The sequence below is a fragment of the Amycolatopsis sp. NPDC058340 genome (assembly GCF_042723975.1).
GTDB lineage: Bacteria > Actinomycetota > Actinomycetes > Mycobacteriales > Pseudonocardiaceae > Amycolatopsis.
On the sequence record NZ_JBHXIB010000074.1, the window covers coordinates 1 to 13,614 of the forward strand.

The 13,614-nt window shown below is 68.7% G+C and carries 16 protein-coding genes; 5 read left to right on the forward strand and 11 right to left on the reverse strand.

From position 1 onward, the window contains the following. Positions 1-86: 86 nt before the first annotated feature. The 6 genes from ehuA to ACFWIW_RS39605 form a co-directional block, all read right to left on the reverse strand. Positions 87-851 (reverse strand): ectoine/hydroxyectoine ABC transporter ATP-binding protein EhuA, encoded by a 765-nt coding sequence (ehuA, locus tag ACFWIW_RS39580; RefSeq protein ID WP_240601348.1) that lies wholly within the window; start codon positions 849-851, stop codon positions 87-89. 7 nt (positions 852-858) lie between these two features. Next, the gene (gene ehuD, locus ACFWIW_RS39585; RefSeq protein WP_378373184.1) at positions 859-1,515 is read right to left on the reverse strand and encodes an ectoine/hydroxyectoine ABC transporter permease subunit EhuD; all 657 of its coding nucleotides are present in this window, start codon (positions 1,513-1,515) and stop codon (positions 859-861) included. Beyond that, positions 1,515-2,210 carry an ectoine/hydroxyectoine ABC transporter permease subunit EhuC gene (gene ehuC / locus ACFWIW_RS39590; protein ID WP_378373185.1) on the reverse strand — a complete coding sequence of 232 codons (696 nt, stop codon included), beginning with the start codon at positions 2,208-2,210 and terminating at the stop codon, positions 1,515-1,517. Before ehuC ends, ehuD begins: the two co-directional genes overlap by 1 nt. Before the next feature lie 14 nt (positions 2,211-2,224). Further along, the gene (gene ehuB / locus ACFWIW_RS39595) at positions 2,225-3,118 is read right to left on the reverse strand and encodes an ectoine/hydroxyectoine ABC transporter substrate-binding protein EhuB (RefSeq protein WP_378373186.1); all 894 of its coding nucleotides are present in this window, start codon (positions 3,116-3,118) and stop codon (positions 2,225-2,227) included. A 117-nt stretch (positions 3,119-3,235) separates the two neighbouring features. Next, positions 3,236-5,257 (reverse strand): protein meaA, encoded by a 2,022-nt coding sequence (locus ACFWIW_RS39600; RefSeq protein ID WP_378373187.1) that lies wholly within the window; start codon positions 5,255-5,257, stop codon positions 3,236-3,238. Between the two features lie 154 nt (positions 5,258-5,411). Then, positions 5,412-5,963 (reverse strand): hypothetical protein, encoded by a 552-nt coding sequence (locus tag ACFWIW_RS39605; protein WP_038522480.1) that lies wholly within the window; start codon positions 5,961-5,963, stop codon positions 5,412-5,414. 216 nt (positions 5,964-6,179) lie between these two features. On the opposite strand from ACFWIW_RS39605, the gene ACFWIW_RS39610 reads away from it, so the two are divergent. From ACFWIW_RS39610 to ACFWIW_RS39625, 4 genes are all read left to right on the forward strand, one after another. After that, positions 6,180-6,806 (forward strand): LysE family translocator, encoded by a 627-nt coding sequence (locus ACFWIW_RS39610; RefSeq protein ID WP_378373188.1) that lies wholly within the window; start codon positions 6,180-6,182, stop codon positions 6,804-6,806. Further along, on the forward strand, positions 6,803-7,426 hold the full coding sequence (locus tag ACFWIW_RS39615) for a LysE family translocator (RefSeq protein ID WP_378373189.1): 624 nt from the start codon (positions 6,803-6,805) through the stop codon (positions 7,424-7,426). Before ACFWIW_RS39610 ends, ACFWIW_RS39615 begins: the two co-directional genes overlap by 4 nt. 62 nt (positions 7,427-7,488) lie before the next feature. Continuing rightward, positions 7,489-8,139 carry an LPXTG cell wall anchor domain-containing protein gene (locus tag ACFWIW_RS39620; protein WP_378373190.1) on the forward strand — a complete coding sequence of 217 codons (651 nt, stop codon included), beginning with the start codon at positions 7,489-7,491 and terminating at the stop codon, positions 8,137-8,139. Positions 8,140-8,217: 78 nt separating this feature from the next. After that, complete coding sequence (locus ACFWIW_RS39625) at positions 8,218-9,090, forward strand: trypsin-like serine protease (RefSeq protein WP_378373191.1); 873 nt, start codon at positions 8,218-8,220, stop codon at positions 9,088-9,090. 63 nt (positions 9,091-9,153) lie between these two features. Here the strand turns inward: ACFWIW_RS39625 and murA are convergent, their stop codons facing one another. Then, positions 9,154-10,428: a UDP-N-acetylglucosamine 1-carboxyvinyltransferase gene (gene murA / locus ACFWIW_RS39630; protein WP_378373192.1), complete on the reverse strand. Its 1,275-nt coding sequence runs from the start codon at positions 10,426-10,428 to the stop codon at positions 9,154-9,156. Positions 10,429-10,489: 61 nt separating this feature from the next. On the opposite strand from murA, the gene ACFWIW_RS39635 reads away from it, so the two are divergent. Continuing rightward, positions 10,490-11,062 (forward strand): cob(I)yrinic acid a,c-diamide adenosyltransferase, encoded by a 573-nt coding sequence (locus ACFWIW_RS39635; protein ID WP_378373193.1) that lies wholly within the window; start codon positions 10,490-10,492, stop codon positions 11,060-11,062. Positions 11,063-11,105: 43 nt separating this feature from the next. On the opposite strand, the gene ACFWIW_RS39640 is transcribed toward ACFWIW_RS39635, so the two are convergent. The 4 genes from ACFWIW_RS39640 to ACFWIW_RS39655 form a co-directional block, all read right to left on the reverse strand. Next, complete coding sequence (locus tag ACFWIW_RS39640; protein WP_228688237.1) at positions 11,106-11,264, reverse strand: hypothetical protein; 159 nt, start codon at positions 11,262-11,264, stop codon at positions 11,106-11,108. Between the two features lie 81 nt (positions 11,265-11,345). Then, on the reverse strand, positions 11,346-12,581 hold the full coding sequence (gene aroA, locus ACFWIW_RS39645) for a 3-phosphoshikimate 1-carboxyvinyltransferase (protein ID WP_378373194.1): 1,236 nt from the start codon (positions 12,579-12,581) through the stop codon (positions 11,346-11,348). Between the two features lie 96 nt (positions 12,582-12,677). Further along, on the reverse strand, positions 12,678-13,112 hold the full coding sequence (locus ACFWIW_RS39650; RefSeq protein WP_016336850.1) for a DUF2550 domain-containing protein: 435 nt from the start codon (positions 13,110-13,112) through the stop codon (positions 12,678-12,680). Between the two features lie 25 nt (positions 13,113-13,137). After that, complete coding sequence (locus ACFWIW_RS39655) at positions 13,138-13,503, reverse strand: F0F1 ATP synthase subunit epsilon (protein ID WP_044852809.1); 366 nt, start codon at positions 13,501-13,503, stop codon at positions 13,138-13,140. Positions 13,504-13,614: the final 111 nt, after the last annotated feature.

The window sequence follows — 13,614 nt, forward strand, 5'->3', positions numbered from 1 at the left end:
GTTTTCGCGGGCGGGGGGTGGGGGGGGGTTTTGGTTTGGCCTCCGCCGTTTACCCCCCGTCCTTGCCACTCACGAGACCCGGCACCTCAGGCCCGGTCGATGACCGCCTTGAGGAATCGCCGCGTCCGGTCGTGGTCCGGATCGTTGAACAGCTTGTCCGGCGTCGCGTCCTCCAGCACCTGCCCCTGGTCGAACATCATCACCCGATCCGAAACGTCCCGCGCGAACTGCATTTCGTGCGTGACACAGAGGATCGTGATGTCGGTGGACGTCGCGATCTCGCGCAGCACGCGCAGGACGTCGGCCACCAGTTCCGGGTCGAGCGCCGAAGTCACCTCGTCCAGCAGCAGCACGTCCGGCCGCATCGCGAGCGCGCGGGCGATCGCGACGCGCTGCTGCTGGCCGCCGGAAAGCCGGGTGGGGTGCTCGTCCTTCTTGTCCGTGAGCCCCACCATCTCCAGCAGTTCGACGGCCCGCGCCTCGGCCTCGTCCCTGGGGACGCCGAGCGAATGGATCGGCGCCTCGGTGATGTTGCGCAACACGTTCATGTTCGGGAACAGGTTGAACTGCTGGAACACCATCCCGATCCGCTTGCGCGCCTCCCGCAGGTACTTCTCGTCCGCGGGCACCAGCTTTTCGCCGCGCTTCATATGGCTCAGGTAGTCGCCACAGACCTCGATGGTGCCGCCGTCGACCTTCTCCAGCGTCATCAACAGCCGCAGGATCGTCGTCTTCCCGGATCCGCTCGGCCCGATCAGCGAGACGAACTCCCCTGGCGCCACGGTGAAATCGAGGTCCCGCAGCACGACGTGGTCGCCATAGGACTTGACCACCTGCGAGAACCGGATCATCGGGGAATCAACTGTGGGCGGCACGTCGCTCCAACCTTCTCACCAGAATCGAAGCCGGCAGGCTCACCAGCAGGAACAGCACCCCGGCCAGGGTGTACGGCTCGGTGACGCGGAACGTGTCGGCGCCGACCTCCTTCGCCCTCGCCAGGACGTCGACGACGCCGATCGCCAGCAGCAGCGGGGTTTCCTTGAACATCGAGATCGTGTAGTTGCCGAGCGCGGGCAGCACCCGCGGCACCGCTTGCGGCAGGACCACGGCGGTCCATACCCGCGACCTCGGCAGGTTCAGCGCGGTCGTGGCCTCCCACTGTCCTTTCGGGACCGCTTCGATCCCGGCACGGTAGACCTCGGCGGCATAGGTCGCGTAATGCACGCCGAGCGCGATGACACCGGTGGTGAACGGGGACAACGTCATCCCGCCCACCGGCTGGATCACGTAGTAGAGCACGAACACCTGGATCAGCAAGGGCGTGCTGCGGACGAACTCGATGAACAGCAGGACCGCTTGGGACAGCACGGGAATCCCCGTCCGGCGGATCAGCGCGAACACCAGGCCGAGCGCGTACGCGACCACCGAGGCCAGCAAGGTGATCTCGACGGTGACGAGCAGCCCTTCCAGCAGAAGGGGAACCGAGTTCGCGGCGGATTCCCAGCTCCAGTCCATCACACACCTCCCGCGGTCGCCGTCATCTTGGCCGGGGCCCGGCCGAGCCGCCGCGCGGCGATCCGTTCCAGCAGCCGCATCCCGCTGGTGATCAGCAACGCGAGCAGGAGGTAGAGCACCAGTTCGGTGCCGTAGATCCAGCCGAGCTCGGCGCCGAACACCGGCCGCAGCAGTTCACCTTGACGCGCCATCTCCGGGACGGCGATGAACGACAGCAACGCGGTGCTCTTCAGCAACTGGATGAAGAGATTGTTGAACGGTGGCAGCATTTCCGCGAACGCCTGCGGCAGGATCACCCGCCGCATCCGCTGCGCGGGCGTCAGGTTGAGCGCGACGGCGCCTTCGAACTGCGCGCGAGGGACCGAGTTCACCGCGCCGCGGACGATTTCCGCGCCGTAGGCCCCATGGTTGAGGCCCAGCACCAGGATTCCGGCGAACATCGGCACCAGCTGGAAACCGACCAGCACCGGGAGCACGAAGTACAGCCAGAACAGCTGGACGACTTCCGAAGTGCCGCGGAAGATCTCGACGTAGACACGGGAAATCCCCCGCACCACCCGGGACGGCGAGCCCAGCGCGAGCCCGGCGATCAGGGAGAGCACCACGGTGAGCGCGATCCCGCCGGCGGCGGCGGTGACGGTCGCGGTCAGTCCACTGAGGACGGTCGTGATGATATGCGATACCGACGACGACATGACGTCAGCCCCACCTACACCGCGCAGAGTTTCTCGGTGGTGACGTCGGCCTTCGGCAGGTTGTCCGCCGAGAACCCGAACGGCGTCACGATCTTGGTCCATTCGCCGCTGTCGTGCAGCTTCTTGAGCTCGGCGTTGAAGGCCTCACGCAACGGGTTGTCGTCCTTGCGGAAGACGAACGCGCCGGCGGAGACGACCGGTTTGCCGTCCTTGATCGGGTCGAAGCCCGGCGTCACCTCCGCCGCGGCGCCCGGGCTCTTCGCCAGGACGTCCTTGAGGGAGATGTCGGTGAGCGCGGCGCAGTAGACACGGCCGTCGGTGACCGCGCGGAGCATGTTGTCCTGTGAGTCGAGGGTGACGATCTGGTCCTCGGCGACGCCGGAGTCGGTGGCGTACCCCTTCTCCACGGCCGCGGAGAGCACGGCGACCTTGACCTTCTTGGCCGCGATGTCCTCGAACTTCAGCACCTGCTGCGGATTTCCCTTGGGTACCAGCAAAGCGGTGAGCGCCGAGTAGTCGGGGATCGAGAAGGCCGCCGCGTCGCACCGTTCCTTCTTGATGTTCATCCCGGCCGCGACGACGTCGTACTTCCTGGCGTTGAGCGCGGGGATCAGCTGGTCGAAGGAGACCGCTTCGGCTTCCACGTTGTCGATGCCCATGGCCTTGAAGACGGCACGGGCGACCTCGGGCGCCTCGCCGGTGACCTTGCCGCTCTGGTCCGTGAAACCGTACGGCGCCTCGTTCGCGATCCCGATCTTGATCTTCTTCGCGTCCTTGGCGGCCTGCAGCGCGTCCCCGGAAGACGTCGACGTGCACGCGGACAACAGCACCGGACCGCCGATCGTCACCGCGCCCAGAACCGCTGACCGCCGGAAGAACTCCCGCCTCGACCATTCGCCGTGCACCATCGCGGCACCTCTTTTCGATTAATCGGTTTAATCGAAACGTAGGTGGGTACCCATGCGTGAGCAGTGTGAGCGGGTGGCGAACCACCCGCTGTTACGCGACCGAGATTTACGGTGACTTTATGTGCTCAGACCGTGGCGCTCGCGTACCAATCCGACAATCCCGTCCATGATGTCGGTGAGTTCGTAGTCCTTCGGGGTGAACACGCGCGCGATTCCCCGCTCCAGCAGGAGCTTCTCGTCGTCGGGCGGGATGATGCCGCCGACGATGACCGGGATGTCGCCCGCGCCCGCGGCCCTCAGGCCGTCCACGACCTGCGGCACGACCTCGAGGTGCGAACCCGAGAGCACCGAAAGCCCGACCACGTGCACGCCTTCCTGGACGGCCGCCGCGACGATCTGTTCCGGCGTGAGCCGGATGCCCTGGTACACCACCTCGAAGCCGACGTCACGCGCCCGCACGGCCACCTGCTCGGCACCGTTGGAATGCCCGTCGAGACCGGGTTTGCCGACCAGGATCCGCAGCCGCTCGCCGATCTCGGTGTTCGTCGCCTTGATCCGGTCACGGACGCGGCGGATCTCCTCGTTGCCCTCGCCCGCGGCCGCCGACGCGGAAACCCCGGTGGGAGCACGGTATTCGCCGAACACCTCGCGCAGCGCACCCGACCATTCACCGGTGGTGACCCCGGCGCGGGCACACTCGATGGTGGCTTCGAACAGGTTCCGCGAGGTCTTCGCGACGGTCTTCAGCTTCTCCAGCGCCGACTCGACGGCCGCGTTGTCGCGATGCGTCCGCCATTCCTCGATCGCGGTGACCGCCTGCTTCTCGACGGCGGGGTCGATCGTCTCGATCGCCTTCGCGCCTTCGGCTTGCAGCGGGGACGGCTCGGTGGTCTCGAACTTGTTGACCCCGACCAGGATCCGCTCACCGTTCTCCATGCCGCGCCGGTACTCCGCGAGCGAGGCGACGAGCTGCGACTTCATGTAGCCACTCTCGACGGCCGCCACCGCTCCGCCGAGATCCTGCACCCGCGCGATCTCCTCGCGCGCGCCCGTCATGATCTCGTCGACCTTGGCCTGGATGACGTGCGAGCCGTCGAAGATGTCCTCGTACTCCAGCAGATCGGTCTCGAACGCCAGCACCTGCTGCATCCGCAGCGCCCACTGCTGATCCCACGGCCGGGGCAGGCCGAGCGCCTCGTTCCACGCGGGCAGCTGGATCGCGCGGGCCCTGGCACCACGGGAAAGGGAGACCGCGAGCATCTCCAGCACGATGCGCTGGACGTTGTTCTCCGGCTGTGCCTCGGTCAGGCCCAGCGAGTTGACCTGCACGCCGTAGCGCAGCCGCCGCGCCTTCGGATCCGTGACGCCGTAACGATCCCGGGTGATCTCGTCCCAGAGCGCGGTGAACGCGCGCATCTTCGACATCTCTTCGACGAACCGCACGCCCGCGTTGACGAAGAACGAGATCCGGGCGACGACCTTGGCCATGTCGGCCTGCTCGACCTGGCCGGAATCGCGGACCGCGTCGAGGACGGCGATGGCGGTGCACAACGCGTACGCGACCTCTTGCGTCGGCGTCGCACCGGCTTCCTGCAGGTGGTAGCTGCAGATGTTGATCGGGTTCCACTTCGGCACGTGGTGCACGGTCCACGCGATCATGTCGGTGATCAGGCGGAGGCTCGGGCCCGGCGGGAAGATGTAGGTGCCGCGGGAAAGGTATTCCTTGATGATGTCGTTCTGCGTGGTGCCGGTGAGCTTCGCCAGCACCTCGTCCACGTCGCGGCCCTCGGCTTCGGCCTGCTCACGCGCCACGGAGACGTAGAGCGCCAGCAGCCACATGGCGGGCGCGTTGATCGTCATCGACGTGTTGGCCTCGGCGAGCGGGATCCCGTCGAAGAGGCGCCGCATGTCGCCGATATGCGACACCGGGACGCCGACCTTGCCGACCTCGCCCTTGGACAACTGGTGATCCGGGTCGTACCCGGTCTGCGTCGGCAGATCGAAGGCGACCGAGAGGCCCGTCTGCCCCTTCGCGAGGTTACGGCGGTACAGCTCGTTGGACGCGGCCGCGGACGAGTGACCCGCGTAGGTCCGCATCACCCAGGGGCGGTCCCGTTCACGGTCCGTGGGATAGGGCACGGCATACCTCCGGCGCTGGACGACCGTCTGAGTGTACCGGCCGGTAACATGAGGCGCGCAGTTGAATCGGACACAGTCGGGTCATTCTTCCGGCGCTCGGACCGGATACGGAGCTTGAAGCCGGGTGGCTCCGCCATCGCCGGGCGACGTGCCGCTAAGGGTTCCGGTTTCGCGCCTCTTCGACGGCTTTCGCCAGCTTCTCCCGCACCTTCGCCACGTCGCTGACGCCCACCAGGATGACCGGCGGCTTCCGGTCCTTCCCCGTGCCGGCGCCGAAGTTCGCCGACGCCCACGCCAGCACGCCGAGCCTGCCGAAGGTGATCGTCCCGGTCTTGCCCGGCCCGGGGGTGACGACGGGATCCGCCAGCCCGGCCAGCGCCGCGGACTCCTCCTTGCGGCGGACGAGCGAACTGGTCGCGATGACCCGTCCGTCCGTCACGGCGTACGTGGTGGAGGCGAGCCTGAGGTAGCGGATCAGCGGCCTGCCGGCGAGATGCAGAACGCCCGCGACGGTGAGCACCACCCACGCGGCCGTGTGGAACGCCGTGTCGTGGTTGGCCGCGAAGAACACCGTGACGGCGCCGAGCCAGAGCAGGCCGACGGGGACGTTGAAGTAGTCGCCGGGATTGAAGAGGGGCCTGCGCACCGGCTGCCCGGCCCAGATGACCCGTTCGCCTGGAAGGAGGTCGATCTGCCCCTCATGCATGCCACGGCACACTACCCGTCCGGGGGACGCACGAGGAGTGTCCGTTCGTCGGTTGCCCATCGGGCCGAACGGACCTGGCGAGCCGTCGGTACAGGTCCTCGTGAGTGGCAAGGACGGTTCTAACCGTCCTTGCCACTCACGAGGCGGGGCTGCCCACCGCGACTGTGACCGAAATCCGCGAGACTCCCCCGAGCCCGGCGTCTAGCGTGGGTGACCGTGACGTGGAGTTCGTACAGCAGCTATCTGGTCATCGTCGTCCTGATCGTCCTCGCGCCGGGGCCGGACACGATGGTGATGCTCAAGAACTCGCTGTCCGGCGGCACCCGCGGCGGGTTCCTCGCCACGGCCGGGATCTTCGTGGCCAACGCCGTCCAGGGCACCGCCGCCGCGCTCGGCCTCGGCGTCGTGATCGCGCAGTCGCAGCCGGTGTTCGTGACGCTCAAATGGGTCGGCGCCGCGTATCTGGTCTTCCTCGGTTTCCAGGCGTTGCGCGGCGCGTGGCGGGGCGACTACTCCGGTGTCACCGCGGTGAAGCAGCAACGGTCGAGCGGATTCCGCCGCTTCCGCGAGGGCTTCCTGTCCAACATCACCAACCCGAAGGTGCTCGTGCTGTACCTGTCGGTGCTGCCGCAGTTCCTCGACCCGGTGACGACGTCGGCGTGGCACGCGCTGCTGCTCGCCTACACGGTCGCCGTGCTGGGCGCGGTCTGGCTGCTGACGCTGCTGTTCTTCGTGCATCGCGTGCGGGCCTGGCTGGAACGCCGCAAGGTCCGCCGCGCTCTCGACGGCGTCACCGGCACCGCGCTCGTCGGCTTCGGCGCGGCTTTGGTGTTCGAGTCATGACCTGGGGTGTGTACAGCGGTTTCGCGCTGATGATGCTGGCGCTCGCGCTCGTCCCGGGCCCGGACAACATGGTGGTGCTGAAGAACGCGCTGTCCGGTGGTGTGCGCGGCGGGGGTTGGGCCTGCTTCGGCGTCGGCGCCGCGAATCTCGCGCAGGCGACCGCGGCCGCGCTCGGTCTCGGCGCGGTCATCATGAACTCGCGGCCGGTGTTCGAGGCCGTGAAGTGGGCGGGCGCGGCCTACCTCTGCTACCTCGGCGTCCGGGCCTTGATCGGCGCCTTCCGCGGCGACTACGGCGGGCTCGCCGACACCGCCGCCGCCCGGCGGAGCGGATTCCGCCGCTGGCGGGAGGGTTTCCTCTCCAACGTCACCAACCCGAAGGTGCTCGTGCTGTACCTGTCGGTGCTGCCGCAGTTCCTGACCCCGGGCGTCACCGGCACCGGGGACGCGCTGCTGCTGGCGTACACGATCGCCGCGGCCGGCACCGTCGCCCAGCTACTGCTGCTGTTCTTCGTGCACCGCGTGCGGACCTGGCTGGAACGCCGCAAGGTGCGCCGCGCGCTCGACGGCGTCACCGGCACCGCTCTGGTCGGTTTCGGTGCCGCGCTCGTGCTGGAGTAACCCCTTCGGTCGTTCACGCGATACTCCGGATGTCGCAATGGCGCGACCTCAAGGAGGCTTCGATGAACAAGAAGACCTACGGCGTTATCGCCGGAGCCGCCTTCTCCCTCCTTCTCCTCGGCGCGGGCCCCGCCGACGCCGAGGGGCGCGGCAACGGCGGCGCTCCTCCCGGCCACGCCAAGGACACCACCAAACCGCAGCCACCGTCCAAAGCGGACTTCTCCGGGCACGGTGCCAACAAGCACGGGCCCTATGACTCCACACGCGACGGTTCGCCGTCGGCCAACGGCAACGGCGGTGGTGAAGCCGCCGGGAAGCCGTGCGCCGGCTGCGTCGGCAAGGCCGACAACAAGAACCCGCCCGGGCAGCTGCCCGGAGGCTCCGACGCGAACGCGGGCTACGAATGCGACCGCAACCACGGCGTCGGACGCGGCAACCCCGCGCACACCGCCTGCGTGCCGGACCGGACGCCGCCCGCCACGAAGCCACCGGCCGAGACTCCCCCGCCCGGGGGACCACGCGCCGAGGCCGTCCCTCCCGCGGTCGTGCCGGTGGCGGCCGTCGCGCCCCGCGCCGGCGTCGCGGTCGCGAGCTCGCCCTCACTGGCCAAGACCGGTTTCGATCTCGAACCCGTATTGCTGACCGGGCTGGGCGCGCTGACCGCGGGCGGTGCGGCCGTCTACGCGGGAACCCGGCGACGCAGGGACGCCTGACTACTTTCGGCGGGTGACTTTCGCGCGCCCACCACGTTGAATCCCGTCTCCAGAAGCATCTAGCCGAGGAGGCCGTTCGTGAGGTTCACCCCCGCCGCCACCGTCACGGCGATGGCCGCCGCCCTGCTGCTGGGCGGCGCCACCGCCGCAACCGCGATCAACTCCTACAACGCCACTCCCGCTCCCGAGCGCACCGAGGTCGGCGCGCTCGTCGCGACCTGGGACAACGACGGCGACCCCGCCACACCGGACCGGGTCGACTGGGTGTGCTCCGGCACCATGATCGACGCCGACACGTTCCTCACCGCCGCGCACTGCACCACCGATTGGCCCGCCAACGTGCGGTTCTTCGTCTCGCTCGACCAGGACGTGCAAGCGGGTCTCGACGCGGCCGCGAAGAAGTACCCGGGCGACCCGGCGGCCATCGCCAAGGCCGTCGCCGTCGAGGGCGTCGCGCACAGCGAGCCCGGTTACCCCGGCAACTCCGCCGACTCGCACGACATCGCCGTCGTCCAGCTGCCCGCGAAGCAGGTCGCCGCACGCTGGAGCTTCACCCCCGCGAAGCTGCCCAGCGCCGGTCAGCTCGACAAGCTCGGCCCGCAGGGACTGAACTCGACGCCGTTCGTGGTCGCGGGCTACGGCACTCAGGAAGCCGTGAACGGGCCGGGCGGGCACACCCATCCGGGTGGTGGTGTCCGGATGAAGGCGCCCGTCACCTTCGACGCGCTCAACAAGACCTGGGTGCGGCTCGCGATGACGGCGCCCCAGGGCAACGGCGGCGCCTGCTACGGCGACTCCGGAGGGCCGAACTTCGCCACCATCGACGGCAAGCGCGTCCTCGTGTCGACGACCATCACCGGCGACGGACCGTGCTACGCCACCAACGTCACCTACCGGCTGGACTCGCCGACGTCGCGTGACTTCCTCGCGCCGTTCGTCGCCCTGCCCTGATCGCGCGTGAAGGCCCCCTTCCCACGGCTCAGCCGAGGGAAGGGGGCCTTCACGCGCAAACCGTCAAGCCCGCTCGGGTTCGCCCGCGACGCGTTCGATGCGGGCGCCGAGCCGGTTCAGGTTCTCGACGAAATGCGGGTAACCACGGTCGATGTGGAAGACGTCCCAGACCTCGGTGACGCCGTCCGCGCACAGCCCGGCCAGCACCAGCCCGGCGCCGGCGCGGATGTCCGCGGCCCACACCGGAGCGCTCGAAAGCTTCTCCACGCCGCGGACGACGGCGTGGTGCCCGTCGGTGCGTGCGTCGCCGGAAAGCCGCATCATCTCTTCGATGAACCGGAACCGGGCCTCGTAGATGTTCTCCGTGATCATCGAGGTGCCCTCGGAAACCGCCGACAACGCCACCGCGAACGGCTGCAGGTCGGTCGCGAAACCGGGGTACGGCAGCGTCACCCAGTCGACGGCCTTCGGGCGCTCGTTCTGGACGATGCGGAAACCCTCGCCGTCGAACGTCTCGACCTCGGCGCCGGCCAGGCGGAGCTTGTCGAGCACCAGGTCGAGGTAGTGCGGGTTGACGCCGCGGACGGTCAGGTCACCCCGGGTCATCGCGGCGGCGAACGCCCAGGTCGCGCCGACGATCCGGTCGCCGATCACGCGGTGCTCGGTCGGGTACAGCTTCTCGACGCCCTCGACGGTCAGGGTCGAGGTGCCCGCGCCTTCGACCTTCGCGCCCATCTCGGTCAGCATCGTGCAGATGTCGACGATCTCGGGCTCGCGCGCGGCGTTGTCGATGACCGTGGTGCCCTCGGCGAGCACGGCGGCCATCAGGATGTTCTCGGTGGCGCCGACGCTCGGGAAGTCCAGCCAGATCTGCGCGCCGCGCAGCCCGTCGGCCTTCGCCACGACGCAGCCGTGCTCGATGGTGCTGGTGGCACCCAGCTTGCGCAGGCCGTTCTGGTGCATGTCCAGCGGTCGCGAACCGATGGCGTCCCCGCCCGGCAGTGCCACGACGGCCTGCTTGAGCCGTCCGACCAGCGGACCCAGCACACACACCGACGCGCGCAGTTTGCCCATCGCGGCCGAATCGGCCCGGTGCGACAGCTCGGCCGGGGTGGTGATCTTGGCGGTGTCGCCGTCGATGACGACGTCGCAGCCGACACTGCGCAGGACGTCGCCCATCAGGGGAACGTCCAGGATCTGGGGGCAGTTCGTGATGGTCGTCGTACCCTCGGCCAGCAGGGCCGCGGCCATCAGTTTCAGCACGCTGTTCTTGGCCCCGACCACGTCGACCTCGCCGACCAGCCGTGCTCCGCCGTGCACGTCGAAGTGCTCGCTCATGGGCGCCAATCATGCCCTCTCGCCCGGATTTGCCTTACGCCGGGCCGGTAGAGTCGGCTGCATGGTCGTTCGCATCAACCGCGTGTACACGAAGGTCGGCGACAACGGCACCACGGCGCTCGGCGACGGCTCCCGCGTGCCGAAGACCTCGCCGCGGCTGGGCGCGTACGCCGACGTCGACGAAGCCAACTCCGTCATCGGGCTCGCGCTCGCGATGGGCGGTCTTCCCGAGGAGATCACGCAGGTACTGCGCGCGGTGCAGAACGATCTCTTCGACGTCGGCGCGGATCTGTGCGCGCCGATCGTGGAGAACCCGCCGTACGAGCCCCTGCGCATCACCGAGCGGTACATCGAACGGCTGGAAGGCTGGTGCGACGAGTTCAACGAGCGCGTGCCGAAGCTGACGTCGTTCATCCTGCCGGGCGGCACCCCGGGGGCGGCGTTCCTGCATCAGGCCCGCACGGTCGCGCGGCGGGCGGAGCGGTCCGGCTGGGCGCTGTTCGAGGCCGAGCAGGCCACGACGAACCAGCTGGCCATCAAATACCTGAACCGGCTCTCGGATCTTCTGTTCATCCTGTCGCGGCTGGCGAACCCGGACGGCGACATCCTGTGGCAGCCCGGCGGGGCGGGCTGAAGGACGCCTTCACCGCATCCGTGCGGGGAAAGCGTCCTTCAGCTCACAATCGGCCCTGCTCCTGTGCTGCCCAATAACGCTCGAGGTCGACGTCGGGCGTGCCGTCCTTGCCCGGGTCGATCGCCTTCATCGTGATCGTGTCCTCCAGGGACACGGGCTCGGGAAGGTGGCTCCAGCGGTTCGTGTCCTCGCTCTGAGTCATAGAGCGAGAATAGACGTGCATCACGCCGGAAGGCCGGTAGAAATGCCGCTTCGTGATGATCCCATGTTTCCTCTGATGAGTTCAGAGGTCCCAGGCGGCCCGCAACGAAGCCAGAGCGTCGTGGAAGCCGGGGAACGTCTTCTTCACGCAACCCGGGTCGTCCAGCGTGATCCCCGGCGTCCGCAACCCCGTGACACTGAACGCCATCGCGATCCGGTGGTCCCGGCGGCACTTCACGAGCGCGCCCGCCGGGACCCCGGGCCGGATCTCGATCCAGTCCCGACCGGTCTCGACCGAAACGCCCATCGCGCGCAGGTTCTCCTCGCACGCCGCCAGCCGGTCGCATTCCTTGATCCGCGTGTTGTAGACGTCCTCGATCCGCACCGGCCCGTCCGCGAACGGCGCGATGGCCGCGAGGGTCGGCACGGTGTCGGAGATGTCGCGCATGTTCACCGTGACACCGCGCAGGCCGCCCGTCCCGGTCACGGTCACGGCGTCCGGGCCGACCTCGACGTCCGCGCCCATCTGCCGCAGAACCTCGACGAAGGCCAGATCCCCTTGCAGAGCGCCCTCGCCGAGCCCCGGCACGGTCACCGAGTTGCCGGTCAGCGCGGCGGCCGCGAAGAAGTAGCTGGACGTCGAAGCGTCGGGCTCGATCTCGTAGCGGCAGGCCTGATACGGCGTGGGCGGCACGACGAACGTGTCGCCGTCACGGACGACCTCGACGCCGAAGCGCCGCATCATCGCGATGGTGATCTCGACGTAGGGCACCGAGACGAGGTCCGTGACGGTGATCCGCAGTCCCTCGGCGGTCAGGGGCCCGACCAGCAGCAACGCGGTCAGGAACTGCGAGGACAGTCCCGCGTCCAGGGTCAGTTCGCCGCCCTTGATCCCGGCGGCCCGCACCACCAGCGGATGGTGACCCGGCGAACCCTCGAAGGTCAGGTCGACGCCCAGCTCCCGCAACGCGTCGGTGAGCGGCCCGAGCGGCCGGGCGCGCATCTGCTCGGAGGCGTCGAACCGGAAGGTGCCGTGCCCGGCGGCGGCCAAGGCGGGCAGGAAACGCGCGGTGGTGGCGCCGTCACGGCAGAAGACGTCGGCGCTGTCGACGGCGGGGCCTTCGGGCCTGCCCTCGATCGTCCACTCCGACTCGGAGCGGGAAACCTGATAGCCGAGCTTGAGGAGGCCTTCGGCGAAGCCCTCGGAGTCGTCCGAACGCAGCGGCCTGCTCAGCACGGTCGTCCCGTGGGCGGCGGCCGCGAGGAACAGGCCTCGGGCGGTGATCGACTTCGAACCGGGGATGTCGACGATGGTCACGGCGTGAGCATACGGCGTGCCCGAACGGCGAACTCGCGTGATCAGAGGCGCGACACGCGTGATTGGAGGCGCGACACGCGTGATCAGAGGCGGAACTCAGGAAGCGCGCGGGAGGCGGCGGCCCGGCGGGGCCGACTCCAGCCAGGACAGGAAGCCGGTGAGAGCACCGGGACCCATCGCGATCTCGATCGCCTCCTGTTTGGCGGACTCGCACCGCAGGACGATCGAACCTTCGGGGACGGCGTACGCCTCCGTGCCGGAGGGGTCCCGCCGGTCCGCGATCTCCATGCTTTCGCGCTCGAAAACGCGATCCGGGCCCGTCCGCAGGCTCCACACCCGGAACCAGACGAACTTCTCGCCCTCGTAGCGGCCCAGCCCCAGATGCCAGCTGGACCGCGCCTCGTCCGGACGCCACCGCAGTGCGACGCTCACGCCGCCACCGCGGCGCATCCGGACCCACCGCAACGAATACCAGGCCGCGAGAACGGCCAGGACGGTCAGGGCCCCGAGAACACCCACGGCGATTTCCACGGCCCGGCCCCTGCCTCTCGCCCGGTCAGACTGACTGACCGGCCGCGCGAAGCTGGGCGGTCGCCCTAGCCCGCTCTTGCTCGTCTTCGCCGCTCAGCGCCTTCTTGGCCGCGTCGACGTCGATCTCGTCCGAAAGCTCCGCGCTCTCGGCGAGGATGCTCACGCCGGTCGCGGTGACCGACAGGAAACCGCCGTGCACCGCGGCGGTCACGGTCTCGCCGTCCGTGGTCGTCACCTTCACGACACCACCCTCGACGAGCTGGCCGAGAACCGGCTCGTGACCGGCCATGATGCCGATCTCGCCCTCGGTGGTCTGTGCCACCACGAACGTGGCGGTACCGGACCAGAGACGGCGCTCGACGGCTACCAGCTCGACAGAAATCTCAGCCACGTAGCTTCCCTTCACCTCAGGTGCTGGCACCGAGTGTAATAGTCAGGTTCCCTGTATGCGAACGACGGGACCAGCGTCCACAGTAGACACTGATCCCGCCGCTCATCGGAA